Consider the following 20834-nt stretch of genomic DNA (forward strand, 5'->3'; position numbering starts at 1 on the left):
GACGCCGGCCGTACTTTGGGCCAATCCGGCCGGCGGGCCGGCTGCGTACGATCGGTGACGTGCGCGAACTGTTCCGCTCCGGGTGGGCCGAGCCGCGGGCCGCCGACCCGCCGGCGCGCCTGCGCCGGGACTGGGCGCTCGTGGCCGTGGTCGCACCGCTGGTGCTGATCGAAGGGCTGCTACGGCCCGAGCTGCCGGCGCGCGTCTTCTCGGTGGTCATCTTGCTGGCGCTGGTGCCCACGCTGCTGTGGCGGCGGACCAGGCCGTTGCTGATGGTCGCGATCGCGTTCACCGTCACCGGCCTGGCCCCGCTGGTGATCGGTCACGAGCCGGAGCTGGTCGCGTCGGGATACCTGCTGATCCTGCCGTACGCGCTGTTCCGCTGGGGTTCCGGTCGGGAGATGGTGGCCGGTGCGGCGCTCATCCTCACCAAGGTGGGCCTGTCCGGGATGCTCGGCTATCTCAGCTTCGCGGACGCGCTCGCCGGGTTCGTGGTGATGTTCGCGGCGTTCGCGCTGGCCACCGCGTCGCGCTACCGGGCCAGCCTGTGGGCTCGCAACCTCGACCAGGCCAAGCTGCTCGAACGGGAGCGGCTCGCCCGCGACCTGCACGACACCGTCGCCCACCACGTCTCGGCGATGGCGATCCGCGCCCAGGCCGGCATCGCGGTGGCGCCGCACCGGCCGGACGCCGCCGTCGACGCGCTGCGGGTGATCGAGGCCGAGGCGACGAGCGCCCTCGGCGAGATGCGTACGATGGTCCGCGACCTGCGCCACAGCAGCCAGGCGGCGGCCGATCTGGCACCGAATCCGGGCATCCCGGAGATCGCCGGGCTGACCGACCGGTCACCACCCGGTCCGGAGGTCGACGTGCAGCTACTCGGCGATTTCGACGGCGTCCCGGCGACCGTGGGGACGGCGATCTACCGGCTCGCGCAGGAAGCGGTGACGAACGCGCGGCGGCACGCCCGGCACGCCACCCGTATAGAGGTACGCGTCGAGGCCGACGCCGACTCCGTGTGTCTGCGGGTCAGTGACGACGGCGACACCAGCCAGATCCGTCCCGCTACCGCCGGCGGGTCGACCGGAGCCACCGGATCGGTCGGGCCGGATCGGCCGGGCCGGCCGGTCGGGTTCGGTCTTGTCGGGTTCGGTCTGGTCGGCATGGCTGAGCGGGCGGGCCTGCTCGGCGGCACCTGCCTGGCAGGTCCCAGTCCCGACCGGCGGGGCTGGACCGTCGCCGTGACGCTGCCCCGGTCGGTGAGTGCCGGATAATCGCGGGCATGGCCATTCGCGTGGTCGTCGCCGACGACCAGGAGATCGTCCGCACCGGGCTGACCATGATCCTCGACGTCCAGCCGGACATCGAGGTCGTCGGCGAAGCCGCTGACGGGCGCCGAGCGGTCGAGCTCGCCCGGCGACTGCGCCCGGACGTGTGCCTGTTCGACATCCGGATGCCCGGCATGGACGGCATCGAAGCCACCCGCCGTCTTGCCGGTCCCGAGGTCGTCGATCCCCTCGCCGTGGTCGTCATCACCACCTTCGACCTCGACGAGTACGTTTACGCCGCGCTGCGGGCGGGGGCGCGCGGCTTCCTGCTCAAGGACGCCGGTACGGCGCTGCTGACGCAGGCGGTGCACGCCGCCGCCAGCGGCGATGCGCTCATCGCGCCGAGCGTCACCACCCGGCTGCTCGCGGCGTTCGCCGACGCCGGACCCGCCGCGCCTGCCCGGCAGCCGGTCGACCCGCTCACCGACCGGGAGGAGGAAGTGCTGGTCGCCGTGGCGCGTGGGCGCACCAACACTGAGATCGCCGACGAGCTCTACATCAGTCTCAGCACCGTGAAGACCCACATCGCAAGCCTGATGGCCAAGATCGGCGTGCGTAACCGGGTGGAGATCGCCATCTGGGCGTACGAGACGGACCGCGTCCGTAATGGCCTCGGCCGCCCGCGACGATAGCTGGTCCACATCGCGGGACGTCGCACAGCCGGTGCGACGGGTGCTGTCGTGGCTTGGACGGGCTGTTTGATTGAGGCAGACTGTGGGGATGAAAATCCCTCATGAGTGCGTATGGTGATGGATTCGATGCTTCAAAATAGCTTGACATTGAGAAAGTCACATTCTTTAAAGTTCTTCTGGCGTCTATGCGTAACCTATCCGTCTCGCTGTCGTTGTCGTATCGTCGGCGATCGAACGATCGGAGAGGTTTTGGCATCGACGTACGCGTTTCCGAATCATCCCGAGGCTGAGATCCGGAAGGTGCTGGAGGAGCTGCACTGTCGTGGGTTTACGGGTCGCGTAGATCGCCCGGAGGGTCGGATCTTCTGCGGTTGCGGCAATCACTCGAAGAGTTTGAAGTGGAGCCCGAAAGATGTCATGAGGTATGCGGATCGCCTCATGAACTGGGCAAACTCGCTCAATTGCAGAAGGCGTCCAATTGGCGGGCGGCAAAAGCGGGATCGGAGGCTGGAACCGTTTAAGGAGCTGAGAAAAGAATGGAGGCCAGAATCGTCTTACGAGTCGTGCCCCGAGGGTGGGGATCCGGCTTGCGACCAATGGCGGCCGAGCTGCACGCTGATGCGGACCGCTTCTTGGCGGAAATCCTCGCGGTTGAGGACTCGGCCACGGTCACAGATGTTTCGACCTCCAGTGACGCTGTCGAGGGTGTCATCGAAGTCGAGGCCTTCATCGAGGCCGAGAAGGAGGGCGCTGCAGTCGATTGGCTCGTGACTGCCTTCGCTGCTGCGGCGGATGCCATCGAGCGTCGTCGGCCGGACGGTCAGCGTCCGATCGGGTACCGCATACACCTGCTCTATATCGAATACTTCGATGATGAGTTGCCACGCGGTGACGTTGGTGACCGTGAGCTGCCGCGTGGTGCCGTTGACGGTCCTGACGCGCCACGCGGAAACGTCGTCGGTGGACAGGATGGCGGTGGTTGGGACGTTACCTGGCCGGACGCTGAGTCCGTCGCACGAAGGCTGCCATCGCATGATCGCAAACGGTTCCTGGGAGCTGTAGAAAATCGTATGGTAGCCGCACTGTACCGAGTGATTCCCCGTTGGGGGTGGCATCCCTGGCCGGTGCGGCCACCGGGTATGTGACGCTGTTCCGGTGACGAGTCCAGGCAACACCTGACGAGCTCCCGGTCACCGGCAAGGTGACCGGGAGCTCGTGTGAGTTGCCCTTACTGACCCGAGTTGGGTCACGTTGAAGATCATTTTCTGATCTCGGCGCTGTGACCTGCCGTGTTGCTCGCGACCGTGTCGAAATCTGCGCACCAACCGACACCCTGACCTCGGCACAATGTTCCATCTTGGCGACTTCCCTACGCCCAGGAAGAGACGCGGGCATCCGATGTGGATGACCAAGCCTACCGGAAGAGCCGCAAGGCCGCCGACCACGACGTGCCCACCAGGACCCACGCCGACGGATGCCAGGTATCCGCCACGCCGACACGCCGCCATCCAGTGCGAAGGTGCTCCTCCAGTCGGGGCGCTCAACGGGCGGCACCGCTGCCACCAGCGGAAACGCCGCACCGATCGTCGTACGCACCACATGACCCCAGTCGGGTCACTCACGGTGACCAGGGAGTTGGAGCCGGCCCGGGTAACACGGGATCTCCATCGCGACTGGACTCTGGCACACCTCAAAAGCCAAGGATTACGTCAGTCTGGCTCCACTCGCCGCGGACATGACGATGGCTGGACGGAGGCAGCACGACGCAGTGCCCGAAATGGGCAGGAGGTGACATCACATTCGTGACCGTGCGTGATTACGCCGGCTCATCCACCGACGGTCAGCCGCCGTCCAGCCGGACACAACGGGCTCAGCGGCGGCAGGCAACGGGTAAGCCGGCAGCTGAGCACGGCGGCGGCATGGTGAATCCCGACCCGGGCCACGTTGACGATCACCTTCCGAACGGATCACGAGTGGTACGCAATCTCGTGGCGGCCCCGGCCGGCGTCCCCGGTGTCCGCGCGAGCCGTCGAATTGATCAACAAACACATGCCGGCACGGATCACGCTGGACTGCCGCACGTGCGGCACGGCCGCCTTCTGCCAGAAGTTCCGGCGGGCGTTCGCCGTACTCCATCGGGTCGACGCCGCCAGGGCGCGGCGCGTGCGCGCCGTCCTGGAGTACGCCGGGCTGTGGCCGGTCGGGGCAGCCGAACCTCCTACGACGGAGTACGCGCCCGTGCGGGTGCGCCCCGGCGACGTGGTCGACGTCCGGGCCGCCGACCACCTGGACGGCGTACGGCCGGTGAAGCTGCAGGTCGGTGACGTCGGTCCGGACGTGCCGTGGCAGTCCTGGATCATCCTGATGGGCAAGGAGATCACCGACGACCCGGAGCGCTCGGGCGAACTGGTTCTGGTGCGGCCATACAAGGGCGCGCTGGCCCGGCCGGGCGTCGTCGTCCGGCGGCCCCGTCGTTGAGACATCTGGCGGGCCGGCCGGCACCCACGAGGCACGGCCCGACGGTGGGCCGAGGCGGTGGCGCGGGCTACCGTCGGCGAATGAGCGGTGTACGCGACGAGATCGACATCCGACAGGTCACCGGTTGGGTCGCCGACGCCAGCGGGATAGTGGCGTTGACCGGAGCTGGGATTTCCACCGACTCCGGCATACCCGACTTCCGGGGACCCAACGGAGTCTGGACCCGCGACCCGGAAGCGGCGAAGCTCTTCACCCTCGACGCGTACGTCGCCGATCCGGCCATCCGCCGACGGGCCTGGCAGGGACGCCGTGACCATGCCGCCTGGACGGCCGAGCCCAACGCCGGCCACGCCGCGCTGGTCGAATTGGCGCACGCCGGCAAGCTGACCGCCATCATTACTCAGAACATCGACGGCCTGCACCAGCGAGCCGGCAACTCGCCGGACACCGTGATCGAGATCCACGGCACGTTGTACGAGGTCGAGTGCCTTGGCTGCGCCGACCGTACCGGCATCCACGAGGTCCTCGACCGGGTGGCCGCCGGCGAAGACGATCCGGCCTGCCGGCACTGCGCCGGCATCCTCAAGACGGCGACCATCTCGTTCGGCCAGTCGCTGCACGGACCCACGCTGCGTCGGGCGGTGCGGGCCGCCACCGAATGCGACCTGATGCTCGTCATCGGCACCTCGTTGACGGTGCAGCCGGCCGCTGGGCTGGTGGAGATCGCCGCCGAGTCCGGCGCCCGCGTGGTGATCATCAATGCCGCACCGACGCCGTACGACGCGATCGCCGACGCGGTGGTGCGCCAACCGATCGGTACGGTCCTGCCCGCTCTCGTCCACCGGCCGATCTAGAAAGATCCCGCCGGTATCTCGACCACAATCTTCCAGGTCTATACCGGCCGATCCGGGCCAGCCGGCACAGCGCGGGCGGCGCGGGACCGGGCGGTCAGCTCGGCCGCCAGCCACCAGGCCTCGGCCAGGTCACGGTCCTGTGCGCTGGCGCTCGGCCCGCCGGCGATGTCGGCGTGCACCGTGGCGAGCCCGAGTAGCCGCTGCAACGGCCCCCGGACGACCCGCACGCTCTGCATCCGGGCGTACGGCACGGCCATCAACTGTCGGGTGAGTAGTCCACCACGGACGGCGAACACCTGATCGGTCAACCCGGCGCCGAGTTTCGGCTGGACCAGTGGATTGAGCCAGCGGGCCCGCCGGGGCGGCGGCGTCGTCGCCACCGCGTCCAACGCCAATCCCGGCATCACGTCGGCGAGGATCCGGTCGGCGGCGTCCTGGCCACCGACCGGCAGCAGCTGATCGGCCTGCGACGTACTCTGTGGATCGACGCTGTAGCCGGCCACGTGCAGTCGCATCCGCAGCCACCTCTTCGCCCGCCACAGCAGCGGCCAGGTCACCGCGACCGCCTGCACCCGGTGCAGCGGCACGGTCTGCGAGCGGGTCTCGGTGAGCCCGTGCCGGATCCGCAGCCCCACCTCGTCGCGGGCGAGCCGGAAGTTCCAGTCGCTGAGGACCCGCCGGATCGGCTGCATGAGCACTCCGACGATCGCGGTCAGGGTGCTGGCCACAGCAACGAACGACCAGGTTGCCTCCATCGCGAACTGGGCCGCGACGAACGCGACCCCGAACGGCAGGAACATCGCCTGCGGGGTGAGCAGTTGGCTGATCAGCAGATCCCGGTTGACCACCGTGTGCAGCATCCGGCCCGGTGGGGGCGCGGCCGGATCCGGCAACCCTGCTGGCATGGTGCCGACCGCACCGCTGCCGTCACCGCCGCCTGGTGCACCGGCCACGCCCGGTAGCCGCGGCGCGCCGGCGACGGCCGGGCCGGCCAGTGCGAGCAGCCGGGCCCGCAGGGCCGCCGCGTCCGCGACCGTGAGGTAGGCCAGCGGCGCCTCGGTCTTGCTTCCCCCGACCACTTCCAACCGCAGCTCGGCGAGCCCGGTCAGCTGGGCGAGCAGCGGTCGCACCACCTCGACGGCCTGCAACCGTTCCAGCGGGATCGCCCGGGTGCGCCGGGAGACGAGGCCTTCATGGATGCGTAGCTCACGGCCGACCACGTGGTATCCGGTGTAGTACCAGCTGACCACGGCGATCGCGAGATAGCCGAGCAGGCACAGCAGCACCAGCAGGGCGAACCGCCCGAAGCCCACCCGTCCGAGGGTCTGCCAGGACAACCCGGCGATGATCACCACGAGCGCCTTGCTGCCCTTGAGCACCGGACTCAACGGGTGCAACCGCTGCCGGGGATCTTCCGGCGGCACCGGCGGTGGATAGAGCTGGCCGGGCAGCGGATAGGGCGGCGAACCGGAGGGCTGCGGCGGCGGCCCGTACGACCGCGACGGCTGCCGGTCGTACGGCTGCGGCTGGGGCTGGGGCGGCTGGGCCGGTGGCTGGCTCACAGCCCCTCCGCGCGGTCCTCGCCGAGGGCGGTCAGCCGGTCGCGCAACCGGGACGCCTCCGCCGGACGCAGCCCCGGGACCCGTGCGTCGCTGGCCGCCGCCGCGGTGTGCAACTGCACGGTGGCCAGATCGAAGGCGCGTTCCAGCGGACCGGCCGAGACGTCGACGAACTGCATCCGGGCGTACGGCACGATCGACAGCCGGCGGACCAGCAGCCCGTGCCGCACCAGCAGGTCGTTGTCGCGTTCGGCGTACCCCCAGGCGAAGACGGCCCGGATCGTCGCGACCGTGCGCAGGACGGTCAGCAGCACCGCTGCGGCGAAGCCGACGCCGACCAGCCAGAAGCCGGTGATCGCCCAGCCGACGCCTAACGCGAGCAGCAGCAACCCCATCCCGATGGCCAGCCGGATCAACTCCACCCAGACCAGGTCACGGGAGACGGGCTGCCACTGGACCGTGCCCGGCCAGGGTTCCAACGGGCTGATCGGTTCTGCCGGCGCGGCGGAGGCTTCGCTCACCCTTACGAGCGTAGGCGATCAGCCGAGCGGTGCCACCTCGCGGAGGAATCCACGTACCCGCAGGAAGTCGCCGAGATACTCGCGGTGCTGGGTGCACGCCAGCCAGGTCTTGCGCCGTCGTGGGTCGTGGATCCGGGGATTGTTCCAGCGTAGCGCCCAGACAGCGGCTGCCCGGCAGCCGCGGGCCGAACAGTCCAATGGCGGATCGGGGGCGGTGCTGCCGGCAGGCACGACGACGTCGGACACGAAGCGAGTCTATAGAGCAGTCGGATGAAGCACGCCTATGCGCAGATCGGATCCGGACGGATCACGCATCACAGGGCGGCACCCGGAGGGTTAAGCGCCGGGCGACCACGGGGGAAGCCGCCCGGCGACGGCTGAATCGTACACACCCCGATCCCCCCTGTGTCTACCCACCTGACGGTGCTTTCTCGGCCCCTGCCCACGTGTTCGGCCCGACGTGCGAGGCTTAGTGCGGCACGACCCATTGCGTACGACCCCGATGCGACCGACATCGCCTGACCGATGCTGTGGAGGACCGGTGGCCCAGCCGACCACGCCCGAATCTTCGACACCGACCGACGCCGCGCCGCCGCCCGCTGCGACACCGGCCGAGGACGCCACCCTGCTTGAGCGGGCGATGTTCGAGGTCAAGCGGGTGATCGTCGGTCAGGACAGAATGGTCGAGCGGATGTTCGTGGCCTTGCTGGCGCGCGGGCACTGTCTGCTCGAAGGGGTCCCCGGAGTGGCGAAGACCCTCGCGGTGGAGACGCTCGCCACGGTGGTCGGTGGCTCGTTCGCCCGGGTGCAGTTCACTCCGGACCTGGTGCCCGCCGATCTGGTCGGCACCCGCATCTACCGGCAGTCGAGTGAGAAGTTCGATGTCGAACTCGGTCCGGTCTTCGTCAACTTCCTGCTCGCCGACGAAATCAACCGGGCACCGGCCAAGGTGCAGTCGGCGTTGCTGGAGGTGATGAGCGAACGGCAGGTCTCCCTCGGCGGCCAGACCCACCAGGTGCCGGACCCGTTCCTCGTGATGGCCACGCAGAATCCGATCGAGCAGGAGGGCGTCTACCCGCTGCCCGAGGCACAGCGGGACCGTTTCCTGATGAAGATCGTCGTTGGTTATCCAACCGATGCCGAGGAGCGCGAGATCGTCTACCGGATGGGCGTCGAGGCACCGCGACCCACCGTCGTCTTCCGCCCCTCCGACCTGGTCGACCTGCAACGCAAAGCCGATCAGGTGTTCGTGCACAACGCGCTGGTCGACTACACCGTCCGGCTGGTACTGGCCACTCGGACCCCCGCCGAGCACGGCATGCCGGACGTGGCGCAACTCATCCAGTACGGGGCCAGCCCACGTGCCTCGCTCGGCATCGTTCGGGCGACCCGTGCCCTGGCGCTGCTGCGTGGGCGCGACTACGCACTGCCGCAGGATGTGCAGGACATCGCGCCGGACATCCTGCGGCATCGCCTGGTGCTCAGCTACGACGCGCTCGCCGACGACGTACCGGCGGATCACATCGTCGCGCGGATCATGGCGATCGTGCCGTTGCCGTCGGTCGCGCCCCGGCAGAACGCTGCGCCGGTGGGCGGCCCGATGGCCGGCCCGATGGCCGGCCCGATGGGTGGGCCCGCCGCCGGCCCGCCGCCGGGCACGCCGTACCCGAGCGCCGTTGCCGGCGGCCCGCACGTTGCGCCGGGCGCCGGAGTCGGTACCTGGCCCGGGCAGCGGCCGTGACGGGTCCGGGTTCGGGCCGCGCGGAGGCCGTGCTGTCCCGGCTCTACCTGACCGTCACCCGCAAGCTCGACGGCCTGCTGCAGGGCGACTACGTCGGGCTGCTGCCCGGTCCCGGCAGCGAAGCGGGTGAGTCCACCGAGTATCGCCCCGGCGACGACGTCCGCCGGATGGACTGGCCGGTCACCGCCCGCACCACCGTGCCGCACGTCCGCCGCTCGGTCGCCGACCGGGAACTGGAAACCTGGATCGCGGTCGACCTGTCGGCCAGCCTGGACTTCGGCACCGCCCGGTGCCTCAAGCGCGACCTGGCGATCTCCGCCGCGGCGGCGATGATCCATCTCACCGCGCGGGGCGGCAACCGGGTCGGCGCCGTGATCGGCACCGGCGATCCGGTCTCCGGCGGTGCGATCACGCGGCTACCGGCCCGCACCGGTCGCAAGGAGGCCCACGGTCTGCTGCGGGCGATCGCGCTCACCGAGTCGCGACCCGGCCGCAGCGACCTCGGCGCCCTGATCGACCGGCTCAACCGGCCGCCCCGTCGGCGTGGGGTGGCGGTGGTCATCTCCGACTTCATGGCGCCGCCCGCGCAGTGGGGACGACCGCTGCGCAAGCTCGCCGTGCGTCACGACGTGCTTGCCGTGGAGGTGGTCGATCCGCGTGAACTGGAACTGCCCGACGTCGGCGTGTTGACCGTGGCCGATCCGGAGACCGGCGCACTGCACGAGGTGCAGACCTCCGACCTGCGGCTGCGCCGCCGCTACGCCGAGGCGGCCGCCGCCGGGCGTGCCGCGATCGCGCACACCGTACGCGGTGCCGGCGCTGCCCAGCTGCGGCTACGTACCGACTCGGACTGGCTGTTGGACATGGTCCGGTTCGTCGCCGGGCAGCGCCACGCCCGTACCCGCGGCGTCGCCCGCCCCGCCCCCGCCCCGCGCCCGGAAAGCGAAGCCCGATGATCCGTTTCCTGCAGCCCTGGTGGCTGCTCGCCGCGCTGCCGGTGCTCGTCATCGCCGGCGTCTACGTATGGCGGCAGTTCCGCCGCAAGGCGTACGCGGTGCGGTTCACCAACGTGGACCTGCTCAAGACGCTCGCGCCGCGTGGCCTGGGTTGGCGTCGTCACCTGGCCGCTGCCGCGTTCCTGCTCAGCCTGCTGGTGCTCGCCTCGGCGATGGCCCGCCCGTCGATCGACACCGAGGAATCGCTGGAACGGGCCACCATCATGCTGGCCATCGACGTGTCGCTGTCGATGGAAGCCGACGACGTGGCACCCAGCCGGATCGAGGCGGCGCAGCAGGCGGCCAAGGAATTCGTCGCCGAACTGCCCGAAGGCTACAACGTCGGGCTGGTCGCGTTCGCCAAGGCGGCCAACGTGCTGGTCGCGCCGACCAAGGACCGCCCGGCCGTGACCCAGGCCATCGACGGCCTGGTGCTGGCCGAGGCGACCGCCACCGGTGAGGCGGTGTTCACCTCCCTGGAGGCGATCCGGATGGTGCCGACCGACGGTGCGCAGGGCCCGCCGCCGGCCCGGATCGTGCTGCTGTCCGACGGTTACCGCACCTCTGGCCGCTCGGTCGAGGAAGCGGCCGCCGCCGCCGCGGCGGCCAACGTGCCGGTGTCGACGATCGCGTTCGGCACCGACGACGGCGAGGTCGAGATCGGCGGCCAGGTGCAGCGGGTCCCGGTGGACCGGTTCGCCCTCGCCGAGCTCGCCGAGTCCACCGACGGCTACTTCTACGAAGCGGCCTCGGTGACCGAGCTCAACCAGGTGTACGAGGACATGGGCAGCTCGATCGGGCGTCGGACGGTGCCGAAGGAGATCACCCAGTGGTACGCCGGGATCGCCCTGCTGCTGGCGCTGGGCGCGGCGGTGCTGAGTCTGCTCTGGACGTCACGGTTGCCGTGACCGGCGAACGGCCGGCCGGCGGCAGCCGTGACCGCCGGCCGGCGGCACCTGGTCAGTGAGTGCCGCTGGCCAGCACGAAGATGACGGCGATCCAGACTGCGGCCAGGGTGAATCCCAGTGGGGCGACGTAGCGGTTCATTGGACTGGCTCCGGCGACGAGCAGACCGTCCCGGCACGACGGCGGGCGGCCTGGCAAGCGGATTGACGGGCGACACGGGCGAATCGCGCGGGCGCACCGGAGTCACGCCAGGATCAGCGTGGCCGGTCGGTGGCCCGGCGACGACTGGGAGGATCGCTATCTCGCACAGCGATCACCTCCGTAGGCCGTCCGGACTCAGAACCGGGCAAGAGCGTACACCCGGGCCGCCGCGCCGGCACAATCCGCACCAACGCCGGCCGCCTGGACCGACACCAACGCCGGCCGCCTACCCGACCGGCCGGCACGCCACCGTGGTCGTAGTACCCCCGGGTTATGGCTTACCCAGCGGTAGCGCCTAGTCTCCATGCCGGATCATCGAGCGTTGAGGGGGGAACGTGGCCCGCACCGTACTGGTCACCGGCGGTAACCGGGGTATCGGCCTGGCCGTCGCGCAGGCGTTCGCCAAGCAGGGCGACCGGGTGGCGATCACCTACCGCTCCAGCTTCGACGAGCAGGCCGGGCTGTTCGGCGTACGGTGCGACGTGACCGACAGCGAGTCGGTCGACCAGGCGTTCAGCGCGGTCGAGGCCGAGTTCGGCCCGGTCGAGGTGTTGGTGGCCAACGCCGGGATCACCGACGACACCCTGCTGCTGCGGATGTCCGAGGACCAGTTCACCTCGGTGCTCGACACCAATCTCACCGGTGCGTACCGGTGTGCCAAGCGCGCCTCGGCCAAGATGCTCCGGGCCCGCTGGGGACGGCTGATCTTCATCTCCTCGGTGGTCGCCCTCTACGGCTCGCCCGGTCAGGTGAACTACGCGGCGAGCAAGGCCGGCCTGGTCGGCATGGCCCGGTCCATCACCCGAGAGCTGGCCGGGCGCAACATCACCGCGAACGTCGTCGCGCCCGGCTACGTCGAGACGGACATGACCGCCGCGCTGCCCGAGGAGCGCAAGGCCGAGTATCGCAAGATCATTCCGGCGGGGCGGTTCGCCAGCGTGGACGAGGTGTCGGCGGCGGTCACCTGGCTGGCTGCGGACGCCGCCAGCTACATCTCGGGCGCGGTGATCCCCGTCGACGGCGGCCTCGGCATGGGTCACTGAGCCTCGGCACGGGTCACTGAACACAACGAGTCACCGAACGGAGAAATTTGTGTCCGCACTGCTGGCCGGTAAGCGGCTGCTCGTCACCGGGGTCATCACCGACCAGTCGATCGCCTTCTCGGTGGCCAGGCTCGCCCAGGAACACGGTGCCACCGTCGTGCTCACCGGTTTCGGCCGCATGTCGCTGGTGGAGCGGGTCGCCAAGCGGCTGCCCACCGAGGCACCGGTGCTCGAACTCGACGTCACCAACCCCGAGCACCTGGCCACCCTCGCCGACCGGGTACGCGAGCACGTCGACGGACTGGACGGGGTGATGCACTCGATCGCCTTCGCACCGCAGAGCTGCCTCGGCGGCGGCTACCTCGACGCGCCGTGGGAGGACGTGGCCACCGCGCTGCACGTGTCCACGTACTCGTACAAGTCGCTGGCGATGGCGGCGTTGCCGCTGATGAGCCCGGGCGGGGCGGTGGTCGGCCTCACCTTCGACGCGACCCTGGCCTGGCCGGTCTACGACTGGATGGGGGTGGCCAAGGCCGGCCTGGAGGCCGCCTCGCGCTACCTCGCCCTGCACCTGGGCCCCAAGGGCATCCGCAGCAACCTGGTCAGCGCCGGGCCGTTGCGGACCATGGCCGCCAAGTCGATTCCCGGCTTCGAGGCGTTCGAGCACGCCTGGACCGAGCGGGCCCCGTTGGGCTGGGAGCTGACCGACCAGGAGCCGGCCGCCCGCGCCTGCCTGGCGCTGCTGTCCGACTGGTTCCCGGCCACCACCGGCGAGATCGTGCACGTCGACGGCGGTTTCCACGCCATCGGGGCCTGATCCGACCGGCGCCCGATCCGACGGCGGTGCCCGGCCGTTCAGCGGGACCAGGAACAATGGCGACCATGGCGTACGATGCACTGCTGCTGCTCTCGTTCGGCGGCCCGGAAGGCCCCGAGGACGTGCTGCCCTTCCTGGAAAACGTCACCCGCGGGCGTAATGTCCCGCCCGAGCGCCTTGCCGAGGTCGCCGAGCACTACCGGCACTTCGGCGGGGTGTCCCCGATCAACCAGCAGTGTCGGGAACTGCTCGCCGCGATCCGGGCCGACTTCGCCGCCAACGGCATCGACCTGCCGGTCTACTGGGGCAACCGGAACTGGCATCCGATGCTCGCCGACACGGTGGCGACCATGCGCGACGACGGGGTCCGGCACGCCCTCGCCTTCGCCACCAGCGCGTTCGGCGGGTACTCGTCCTGCCGGCAGTACCAGGAGGACATCGCCGCGGCACGGGCCGCCGTCGGCCCGGACGCGCCGGTGATCGACAAGCTGCGTCAGTTCCACGACCATCCCGGGTTCGTCGGCCCGCACACCGAGGCGGTCCGCGCCGCGCTGGACACCCTCGACCCGGCGCTGCGCGAGCGGACCCGGCTGGTTTTCACCGCCCACTCGATTCCGACCCGGATGGCTGCGGCGGCCGGCCCCGAGGGCGGGCGCTACCAGGCACAACTGGCCGAGACCGCTCGGCTGGTGGCCGAGCGGGCGGCCCCTGGGCTGCCGTACGACCTGGTCTGGCAGAGCCGTTCCGGCCCGCCCCAGGTGCCCTGGCTGGAGCCGGACGTCAACGACCACCTGACGGCCCTCGCCGAGCAGGAAGGGGCCGCCGCCGTGGTGGTCAGCCCGATCGGCTTCGTCTCCGACCATCTCGAAGTCGTCTGGGACCTGGACACCGAGGCGGCGGCGACCGCGAAGGAGCTCGGGCTGGCGTACGTGCGGGCCGCCACCCCCGGGACGCATCCCCGGTTCGTGGCCATGGTGCGCGAACTGGTCGTCGAGCGGATCGAGCGGCCGGGGACCGCGCCGCGACAGCGGCTCGGTACGCTCCCGATCTGGGACACCTGCCCGCGCGACTGCTGCTCCACCACCCCTGCCGCCACCCCCGGAGTTGCCCGTGACCGATCGTAAGCCCGTGGAGAGCTGGCTCACCGACATGGACGGCGTGCTGGTGCACGAAGGCCAGCCGGTGCCCGGTGCGCCGGAGTTCGTCAACCGGCTGCGTGCCTCCGGCAAGCCGTTCCTGGTGTTGACCAACAACTCGATCTACACACCCCGCGACCTGCAGGCCCGGCTCACCCGGATGGGCTTCGACGTGCCGGAGCAGGCGATCTGGACGGCGGCGCTGGCCACCGCCCAGTTCCTGGCCGACCAGCGGCCGGGTGGCACCGCGTACGTGATCGGGGAGGCCGGGCTGACCACGGCGATGCACGCGGTCGGCTACATCCTCACCGACTACGCGCCCGACTACGTGGTGCTCGGGGAGACCCGGACGTACAGTTTCGAGGCGATCACCAAGGCGGTCCGGCTGATCAACGACGGGGCCCGGTTCATCTGCACCAACCCCGATCCGACCGGCCCATCCATCGAGGGCGCGCTGCCGGCGGCCGGCTCGGTGGCGGCGATGATCTCGAAAGCCACCGGGGTGGAGCCGTACTTCGTCGGCAAACCCAACCCGATGATGATGCGCTCGGCGCTGAACACCATCCAGGCGCATTCGGAGAGCACCGCGATGATCGGCGACCGGATGGACACCGACATCCTGTGCGGCCTGGAAGCAGGGCTGGAGACGGTGCTGGTACTGACCGGGATCAGCAGTCGGACCGACATCGACCGCTACCCCTACCGGCCGTCACGGATCGTCGCCTCGGTGGCCGACCTGATCGACGAAATCTGACCGGTCCTGACCGGCGGGCCCGGTCCTGACCGGCGGGGCGGCCTCGCCCGCGCGACGGGAGGGCCGGGTATCTCAGAAGCGCAGCGGGGCGTTGCAGGACGCCACCAGGGCACGGCGGCAGGCCACGGTGAGCGGGCGCAGCGCCGCGTCCCGTTGCTGTGCCTCATGACCGTTGACCGCTCCACCCGGTGCCACGTGCTCGGCCAGCGCCAGCACCTGGTCCAGCACGCTCGCCCGGGCGAACAGCCGCCGGGCCCGCGGGTCGAAGCCGGGCGGCAGGTCCATCCCCGCGTCCGGCCGGCGTAGCGCCGCGAGCGCCCCGGCCAGCTCCGGCCGCCAGTGCGCCACGTCCAGCCGGGTCAGCGCCGCGGTTGCTTCCGCCAGCGCGGTGGACAGCTCGGCCTCGGCTTCGGCCGCACCCGGCTCACCGTGCCCGGTGGGCAGTTCCTGCGGCAGCGGGTAGATCCGCCACAGCACCGTCTCGAACGTCATCCCCGATCCGGACGTGTGCGTACGGACTTCGGGAATGGCTCCCAGCCCACGGGCCACCACCGCCTCGCCGGCCAGCAGCGCGGCACCGGTGAACTCGCCGGGACCGGGCAGCCCGCGTGGATCGCCGGGGGCCGGCAGCACCAGCCGGATCTCGTCCGCAGCGAGCTTGGCGAAGCAGGACAGGGCGGCCCGCAGTGGCAGGTCGGTCCAGGCGCCCGGGGCGTCGGCGACCATGTGTTCCTCGTCGCCGGCGATCTCGTCGGCGATCTCGTCGTACGGCACCAGGCCGGCACGCCATGCGCGTACCCAGGCCACGAACCGGCTGGAGCGGCGCGTAGCGAGGGTCGCCGCGCCTGCTGCGGGGGACATGCACGCTAGGGTACGTGCCGATCACCCGGTTGTCTCGGCACCCCGGGTTGTCTCGGCACCTAAGGCGGTCGGGGTCCGGCCAACGTCGCGGTGCGGCCAACGTCGCGGTCCCGGCCGTCGCGGCCGTCGCGGCAGCTGTCGCCGTCGGCGCGTCGGCGTCGACCACCGGCCGGTCCCGGCTAGCCTGCCGGCTGTGGGTGGTGGCGATCGCCGGTACGGCGAGGACGTGTTGGCGGGCAACTGGCGCCGGCGCCGCACGGTGCCCGAGGTGGACGCCGTACCGGACCTGGTGGTCGAGGACGTCGATTCCGGTTTCTGCGGCGCGGTCGTCGGGTTCGAATCCGGCGCGGTGACCCTTGAGGACCGACACGGACGGCGCCGCCACTTCCCGCTCGCCCCGGCGGCGTTCCTGCTCGACGGCCAGCCGGTAACGCTGCGGCGGCCGGCCACCTCCCCGGCCGCCCCGCGCCAGCGCCGACGCACCGCGTCGGGGTCGGTCGCGGTGGCCCACCAACCGGCCCGCGTCGCCCGGGCGAGTCGGATCTGGGTGGAGGGGGTGCATGACGCCGCCCTGGTGGAGCGGATCTGGGGCGACGACCTGCGGATCGAAGGGGTGGTGGTCGAGCCGCTCGACGGCATCGACGACCTCGCCGCACGGGCCGCGACGTTCGACCCCGGGCCGCGCCGACGGCTGGGCGTCCTGGTCGACCACCTGGTCCCCGGCTCCAAGGAGAGCCGGATCGTGGCCGCGCTCACCTCGCCGTACGTGCTCGTCACCGGCCACCCGTACGTGGACGTGTGGCAGGCGGTGAAACCGGAACGGATCGGGCTGCGGCAGTGGCCTCGGGTGCCGCCCGGCCAGCCCTGGAAGGAGGGCGTCTGCGCGGCGGTCGGTGCGGCCGGGCCCGCCGAGCTGTGGCGACGCATCCTGTCCCAAGTGGACAGTTACCAGCACGTGGAGACCCCGCTGATCAACGCGATGGAGCGGTTGATCGACTTCGTCACCGTACCGCCGTCGTCGCCGTGAGCATGGGGTCAGCCGAGCTGGTCCGGATCGCGGGTGAACACGAAGGTCGCGATGTCGAGCGCGACCGGCGTGCCGGTCGAATCCCGCAGGACGGTGAGGATCTCCCCATCCTGCGGGCCGGATCGTCCCCGCCAACGGTCCGGGCCGTCGGCAGCGAACCGGGACCGCGCCCGAACGGCCGCGCCGAGCTGAGTGAGCACCAGCTCGCCCTCGCGGCGGTCGCCGTCGTGGTCCCGACCGGGCCTGGCCGCCACCCAGTCGACCTGGTGCTCTCGGCCCATCCACCACCACCGGCCGCACAGCGGCGCGATCTCGGCAGGTGGGGGCGTCGCGGGCCGCCAGGGCGGTACGGGTGCCGCCGGCTCCCGGTCGAGCACGTCGTTGAGCACGCCCAGCCCGAGTTCCCGGATGCTGCCGTGGCGCAAGCCGTACGAGTTGGCGAAGGCGACCACGCCGGTGCCGGTCGACCGGTGTACGGCGAGCAACGCCAGGTAGCCTGGCATGGAACCGCCGTGACCGACGAAGACGCGGTCACCGACCCGGTAGAGCTCCGGACCCAGACCGTGCCCGCCGGCCCAGGTCTGCGGGTCGTTGATGGCTACCGGCCGGCACATCTGGGCGAGCGTGGTGGCCGACAGCACGGCCGGATCGGGCGCGGCGAGAAACGCCGCCCACCGGCTCAGGTCGGCGACCGTCGACCAGAGCTGCCCGGCCGGCGCCATGGCCCCGGCGTCGGTGCGCGGCTCCTCGTGCAGCGTGTCGCGAATCGGGTGGACGACGTAGCCGGGGGCGAACGGCGCCGTCGGGTGGTAGGTGGTGCGGGACATGCCGAGCGGTTCGAGGATGCGGCCGGTCACCAGCTCCGCCCAGCAGGTCCCGGTGATCCGCTGCAGCACCGCACCGAGCAGGCCGTAGGCCAGGTTCGAGTAGTGGTAGGTCTGGTACGGCTCGAAAGCGATCTTTCCTGGATGGACGGTGGCGAGCAGCCCGGCCAGGTCGCTGCCGGTGATCCGTTCCCACCAGCCGTCGCTGTCCGGCTCGCGTTGCAGCCCGGCGGCGTGCCCGAGCAACTGTCGCAGGGTGATCCGGTCGAGCGGGACGTCCGGCAGGTGGGCGCGCAGCGGGTCGTCGAGGTGCAGCGCCCCGGCGTCGCGTAGCTGCATCACGAGGGTGGCGGTGAACGTCTTGGAAATCGAACCGATCCGGTACTGCAGGTCCGGATGCGGCACCGGCTGGTCGCCGGCCGCGGCGACGTGGGCGAGCCGCCCGCGGCGCAGCACGCCGAGGATGAGCGAGGGGACGTGCCCGCTGGCCTGGGTCTGTGCGACCGCGGTGTCGATCATCCGGGTGGTGCTGGTTGGGGGTGCGGACACTATCGAAACTCCTGTAAGTATGACCGTTTTGTCAAGATCGCGGTAGCTGTGACGTGCGAGCGCGTGTCACGATTGCTACGTGGAACCCGTCCTGTGGATCGTATTGGGCGTCGTCCTGGCGGTCGCGGAATTGTTCACCGCGACGCTGTTCCTCATCATGTTCGCCGCCGGGGCGTTCGCCGCGGCGGTCGTCGCCGCGCTCGGCGCGCCGGTCGCCGTCCAGGCTCTGGTCTTCGCCGTGGTGTCCGCACTGACCGTGGTCGCCGTCCGGCCGGTCATCCAGCGACACCGGCGGCCGGCGCTGGAAACCGGTGAGGAACCGTTCGGCGTGGAGGCGATCGAGGGCACCGAGGCGCTGGTGCTGGAACAGGTCGACGCCGACGGCGGCCGGGTGAAGATCGACGGGGAGTCGTGGAGCGCGCGGTCGTACGACGGCCTGCAGGTCTTCGCGCCCGGTGAGCGGGTACGAGTGATCCAGGTCAAAGGCGTCACCGCCCTGGTGTGGCGGGACGAGATCACCGGCGGCGACGTGCCGTAGCCCATCGGATGCCCGATACATGAGCCATCCCATATCCCGAAAAGGTGAGCGGTAATGGACCTAGTGATCGCAGTCCTGGTCGGGGCGGTCGCCCTGATCACGGTGATAACCCTGATCCGGGCGGTGCGGATCGTGCCGCAGCAGCGGATGGACGTGGTGGAGCGGCTCGGCCGCTACCAGCGCACCCTGACCCCCGGCCTCAACCTGCTCGTTCCCTTCGTCGACACGGTGCGGGCAAAGGTCGACATGCGCGAGCAGGTCGTCAGCTTCCCGCCGCAGCCGGTCATCACCTCCGACAACCTGGTCGTCTCGATCGACACGGTGCTCTACTTCAAGGTGGTCGAACCGCGTGCGGCCACCTACGAGATCGCCAACTTCCTCCAGGCGATCGAGCAGCTCACCGTCACCACCCTGCGTAACGTGATCGGCTCGCTGGACCTGGAGCGGGCGCTCACCAGCCGGGAGGAGATCAACCGCCACCTGTCCGGGGTGCTCGACGAGACCACCGGCCGATGGGGTATCAAGGTCACCCGGGTGGAGATCAAGGCGATCGAGCCGCCGCCGAGCATCCGCGACTCGATGGAGAAGCAGATGCGCGCCGAGCGGGACCGCCGGGCTGCCATCCTCACCGCCGAAGGCCACAAGCAGTCGCAGATCCTCAGCGCCGAGGGTGAGAAGCAGGCCGCGGTGCTGCGCGCCGACGGTGACCGGCAGGCGCGAATCCTGCAGGCCGAGGGGCAGGCCAAGGCGATCCGTACCGTGTTCGACGCGATCCACCAGGCCAACCCGAGCCAGAAGGTGCTCGCCTACCAGTACCTGCAGGCGTTGCCGCAGATCGCCAACGGCCAGTCCAACAAGATGTGGATCGTTCCGGCCGAGCTGACCAAGGCTCTCGAGGGCCTCGGCGGCGCGCTCGGCGGGCTCGGCCAGATGGTCGGTGACACTCCGTCGCAGCACGTCGACTCGGGCGCCGTCGAGCGGGAGGCGGCCGAGGCGGCCGAGGCGGCGGCTGCCGAGGCACAGCGGGTCAACGACGAGGTACGTGCGGCCGAGCAGATCACCCGGGGCGGCAACGCCCGTCCGGCCGGACTGCCCGCACCCGAACCGGTGCCCGCCACGGAGTTGTTGAACGAGTTGCCTCCCGAGCGGCAACGCTCGGCCGAACACGGCTGAGCGGGTAGCCGGACCAGGGGACCTGACCGGGCCAGATCCGAAGAACCCACATGTAACGACCCCGGTGCCTGCCAGGATCAGACGGTCAGTGACGACCACAGGCACCGGGGACCGGCAGCCCCGGCCGCGCGGAAGGGCAGCCGATGACGCGCGCCGTGCGCAACACCCGACCACGTACCACCGCGTCCGGCGCCGCGCGATCCGGCCCGATGCGAGTCGTCTCCCGCAGCGACGCCGGGGTGGCCGTGGTCGCGGTCGCCGCCCCCGAACAGGCGGCGACCGGGCCGGCCACGAACGCCGCGTGGGCCTGGTCGGTACGCCGGTTCACCCGTGTCGCCATCTGGACGCTACCGCTGTACGCGGTCGCCTACGCGGTGAGCAGCCTCAGCGGCCTGCGCGGTGGTACGGCCGCCCCGGACCTGGTCAGCGGCGGACCGGTGTATCTGAGCGGCTGGGTCGTGGCCAGCTGGCTGGGTCTGGTCGCGCTGGTCGCGATCGCCGGCATCCACGCCGCCGGCCGCAGCCGTGGCACCGCGGTAGCGGCGCTGCTCGCCGGCCTGGCCGGGGCGGCGCTGATGCTGCCGTTCACCGGCCTGCCCGCCGGCACCGACGTGTACGGCACCGGCGCTCGGACGCTGGCCCTGTCCGGTGCCGCCCTCTACAGCTTCGGCTGGCTGCTCGCCGGTGCCGCTGTCCTGCGGTCGGAACTGTTCAACCGACTCGACGGCTGGCTGCTGATCGCCGCGTCACCGTTGCTCGGCATCGTCGGCCTGCTCTCCGGCCCGCTGCAGACCGTCGGCGCGGTGTTCGCGCTGACCGCAGGGATCGGTCTGGCCTGGTCGGCGGGGCGGATGGTACCCGCCGTCCACGCGCCGGCCGGCGGCTAGGCCCGCCCAG

Annotated in this window: 22 protein-coding genes; 15 read left to right on the plus strand and 7 right to left on the minus strand. The window is 70.7% G+C overall.

The annotated features are described in order from the left end of the window. Nucleotides 1-59 precede the first annotated feature (59 nt). Both ACN27F_RS31660 and ACN27F_RS31665 read left to right on the plus strand, forming a co-directional pair. Complete coding sequence (locus ACN27F_RS31660) at nt 60-1274, plus strand: histidine kinase (protein WP_421439124.1); 1215 nt, start codon at nt 60-62, stop codon at nt 1272-1274. Nucleotides 1275-1282: 8 nt separating this feature from the next. Then, nucleotides 1283-1960 (plus strand): response regulator, encoded by a 678-nt coding sequence (locus ACN27F_RS31665; RefSeq protein WP_421439125.1) that lies wholly within the window; start codon nt 1283-1285, stop codon nt 1958-1960. Between the two features lie 554 nt (nt 1961-2514). Here the strand turns inward: ACN27F_RS31665 and ACN27F_RS31670 are convergent. Further along, the gene (locus ACN27F_RS31670) at nt 2515-2994 is read right to left on the minus strand and encodes a hypothetical protein (RefSeq protein ID WP_421439126.1); all 480 of its coding nucleotides are present in this window, start codon (nt 2992-2994) and stop codon (nt 2515-2517) included. A 1015-nt stretch (nt 2995-4009) separates the two neighbouring features. Here ACN27F_RS31670 and ACN27F_RS31675 point away from each other — a divergent pair. Further along, nucleotides 4010-4438 (plus strand): hypothetical protein, encoded by a 429-nt coding sequence (locus ACN27F_RS31675; protein WP_421439127.1) that lies wholly within the window; start codon nt 4010-4012, stop codon nt 4436-4438. An 80-nt stretch (nt 4439-4518) separates the two neighbouring features. Further along, the gene (locus ACN27F_RS31680; protein WP_421439128.1) at nt 4519-5292 is read left to right on the plus strand and encodes an SIR2 family NAD-dependent protein deacylase; all 774 of its coding nucleotides are present in this window, start codon (nt 4519-4521) and stop codon (nt 5290-5292) included. A 38-nt stretch (nt 5293-5330) separates the two neighbouring features. Here ACN27F_RS31680 and ACN27F_RS31685 read toward each other — a convergent pair whose 3' ends face one another. The 3 genes from ACN27F_RS31685 to ACN27F_RS31695 are packed head-to-tail and all read right to left on the minus strand — an operon-like array spanning nt 5331 to nt 7618. Next, nucleotides 5331-6854, minus strand: coding sequence for a PH domain-containing protein (locus tag ACN27F_RS31685; protein WP_421439129.1), 1524 nt, complete (start codon nt 6852-6854; stop codon nt 5331-5333). Next, the gene (locus ACN27F_RS31690) at nt 6851-7372 is read right to left on the minus strand and encodes a PH domain-containing protein (RefSeq protein WP_421439130.1); all 522 of its coding nucleotides are present in this window, start codon (nt 7370-7372) and stop codon (nt 6851-6853) included. Before ACN27F_RS31690 ends, ACN27F_RS31685 begins: the two co-directional genes overlap by 4 nt. A gap of 18 nt (nt 7373-7390) precedes the next feature. Then, on the minus strand, nt 7391-7618 hold the full coding sequence (locus ACN27F_RS31695; RefSeq protein WP_421439131.1) for a hypothetical protein: 228 nt from the start codon (nt 7616-7618) through the stop codon (nt 7391-7393). Nucleotides 7619-7913: 295 nt separating this feature from the next. On the opposite strand from ACN27F_RS31695, the gene ACN27F_RS31700 reads away from it, so the two are divergent. The 3 genes from ACN27F_RS31700 to ACN27F_RS31710 are packed head-to-tail and all read left to right on the plus strand — an operon-like array spanning nt 7914 to nt 11016. After that, the gene (locus tag ACN27F_RS31700; protein ID WP_421439132.1) at nt 7914-9113 is read left to right on the plus strand and encodes an AAA family ATPase; all 1200 of its coding nucleotides are present in this window, start codon (nt 7914-7916) and stop codon (nt 9111-9113) included. Continuing rightward, a complete protein-coding gene (locus ACN27F_RS31705; RefSeq protein WP_421440580.1) occupies nt 9092-10069 on the plus strand; it encodes a DUF58 domain-containing protein in 978 nt (325 codons plus the stop codon). The genes ACN27F_RS31700 and ACN27F_RS31705 overlap by 22 nt, the downstream gene beginning before the upstream one ends. Next, on the plus strand, nt 10066-11016 hold the full coding sequence (locus tag ACN27F_RS31710) for a VWA domain-containing protein (RefSeq protein ID WP_421439133.1): 951 nt from the start codon (nt 10066-10068) through the stop codon (nt 11014-11016). Before ACN27F_RS31705 ends, ACN27F_RS31710 begins: the two co-directional genes overlap by 4 nt. A gap of 52 nt (nt 11017-11068) precedes the next feature. Here ACN27F_RS31710 and ACN27F_RS31715 read toward each other — a convergent pair whose 3' ends face one another. Then, nucleotides 11069-11212 (minus strand): hypothetical protein, encoded by a 144-nt coding sequence (locus ACN27F_RS31715; RefSeq protein ID WP_421439134.1) that lies wholly within the window; start codon nt 11210-11212, stop codon nt 11069-11071. Between the two features lie 338 nt (nt 11213-11550). Here ACN27F_RS31715 and ACN27F_RS31720 point away from each other — a divergent pair, with 338 nt between their 5' ends. From ACN27F_RS31720 to ACN27F_RS31735, 4 genes are all read left to right on the plus strand, one after another. After that, the gene (locus tag ACN27F_RS31720) at nt 11551-12258 is read left to right on the plus strand and encodes a beta-ketoacyl-ACP reductase (protein WP_421439135.1); all 708 of its coding nucleotides are present in this window, start codon (nt 11551-11553) and stop codon (nt 12256-12258) included. Between the two features lie 49 nt (nt 12259-12307). Beyond that, on the plus strand, nt 12308-13075 hold the full coding sequence (gene fabI, locus ACN27F_RS31725; protein WP_421439136.1) for an enoyl-ACP reductase FabI: 768 nt from the start codon (nt 12308-12310) through the stop codon (nt 13073-13075). A gap of 65 nt (nt 13076-13140) precedes the next feature. Continuing rightward, entirely contained in the window at nt 13141-14199 is a 1059-nt protein-coding gene (locus tag ACN27F_RS31730) for a ferrochelatase (RefSeq protein ID WP_421439137.1), read from the plus strand. Beyond that, nucleotides 14186-14965, plus strand: a complete 780-nt coding sequence (locus ACN27F_RS31735) for an HAD-IIA family hydrolase (RefSeq protein WP_421439138.1) — start codon at nt 14186-14188, stop codon at nt 14963-14965. Before ACN27F_RS31730 ends, ACN27F_RS31735 begins: the two co-directional genes overlap by 14 nt. Nucleotides 14966-15037: 72 nt before the next feature. Here ACN27F_RS31735 and ACN27F_RS31740 read toward each other — a convergent pair whose 3' ends face one another. Beyond that, nucleotides 15038-15826 (minus strand): hypothetical protein, encoded by a 789-nt coding sequence (locus ACN27F_RS31740; RefSeq protein WP_421439139.1) that lies wholly within the window; start codon nt 15824-15826, stop codon nt 15038-15040. A gap of 193 nt (nt 15827-16019) precedes the next feature. Between ACN27F_RS31740 and ACN27F_RS31745 the strand changes: the two genes are divergently transcribed. Then, on the plus strand, nt 16020-16853 hold the full coding sequence (locus tag ACN27F_RS31745) for a DUF3097 domain-containing protein (RefSeq protein ID WP_421439140.1): 834 nt from the start codon (nt 16020-16022) through the stop codon (nt 16851-16853). Between the two features lie 8 nt (nt 16854-16861). Here the strand turns inward: ACN27F_RS31745 and ACN27F_RS31750 are convergent, their stop codons facing one another. Continuing rightward, entirely contained in the window at nt 16862-18196 is a 1335-nt protein-coding gene (locus ACN27F_RS31750; RefSeq protein ID WP_421440582.1) for a serine hydrolase domain-containing protein, read from the minus strand. 109 nt (nt 18197-18305) lie between these two features. On the opposite strand from ACN27F_RS31750, the gene ACN27F_RS31755 reads away from it, so the two are divergent. From ACN27F_RS31755 to ACN27F_RS31765, 3 genes are all read left to right on the plus strand, one after another. After that, nucleotides 18306-18764, plus strand: coding sequence for an NfeD family protein (locus ACN27F_RS31755; RefSeq protein ID WP_421439141.1), 459 nt, complete (start codon nt 18306-18308; stop codon nt 18762-18764). Between the two features lie 54 nt (nt 18765-18818). Continuing rightward, on the plus strand, nt 18819-19937 hold the full coding sequence (locus ACN27F_RS31760) for an SPFH domain-containing protein (RefSeq protein ID WP_421439142.1): 1119 nt from the start codon (nt 18819-18821) through the stop codon (nt 19935-19937). A gap of 143 nt (nt 19938-20080) precedes the next feature. After that, entirely contained in the window at nt 20081-20824 is a 744-nt protein-coding gene (locus ACN27F_RS31765) for a hypothetical protein (protein WP_421439143.1), read from the plus strand. The last annotated feature ends 10 nt before the right edge of the window (nt 20825-20834 follow it).

This window comes from Solwaraspora sp. WMMB335 (assembly GCF_049179075.1).
Taxonomy (GTDB): domain Bacteria; phylum Actinomycetota; class Actinomycetes; order Mycobacteriales; family Micromonosporaceae; genus Micromonospora_E.

Excerpts from the sequence above, each read along its gene's own strand:
- ACN27F_RS31680 (WP_421439128.1), top strand. The coding sequence starts at position 4,519 with ATGAGCGGTGTACGCGACGAGATCGACATCCGACAGGTCACCGGTTGG.
- ACN27F_RS31675 (WP_421439127.1), top strand. The coding sequence starts at position 4,010 with ATGCCGGCACGGATCACGCTGGACTGCCGCACGTGCGGCACGGCCGCC.
- ACN27F_RS31670 (WP_421439126.1), bottom strand. The coding sequence starts at position 2,994 with ATGCGATGGCAGCCTTCGTGCGACGGACTCAGCGTCCGGCCAGGTAAC.
- ACN27F_RS31740 (WP_421439139.1), bottom strand. The coding sequence starts at position 15,826 with ATGTCCCCCGCAGCAGGCGCGGCGACCCTCGCTACGCGCCGCTCCAGC.
- ACN27F_RS31765 (WP_421439143.1), top strand. The coding sequence starts at position 20,081 with ATGACGCGCGCCGTGCGCAACACCCGACCACGTACCACCGCGTCCGGC.
- ACN27F_RS31665 (WP_421439125.1), top strand. The coding sequence starts at position 1,283 with ATGGCCATTCGCGTGGTCGTCGCCGACGACCAGGAGATCGTCCGCACC.
- ACN27F_RS31730 (WP_421439137.1), top strand. The coding sequence starts at position 13,141 with ATGGCGTACGATGCACTGCTGCTGCTCTCGTTCGGCGGCCCGGAAGGC.
- ACN27F_RS31750 (WP_421440582.1), bottom strand. The coding sequence starts at position 18,196 with ATGATCGACACCGCGGTCGCACAGACCCAGGCCAGCGGGCACGTCCCC.
- ACN27F_RS31710 (WP_421439133.1), top strand. The coding sequence starts at position 10,066 with ATGATCCGTTTCCTGCAGCCCTGGTGGCTGCTCGCCGCGCTGCCGGTG.
- ACN27F_RS31760 (WP_421439142.1), top strand. The coding sequence starts at position 18,819 with ATGGACCTAGTGATCGCAGTCCTGGTCGGGGCGGTCGCCCTGATCACG.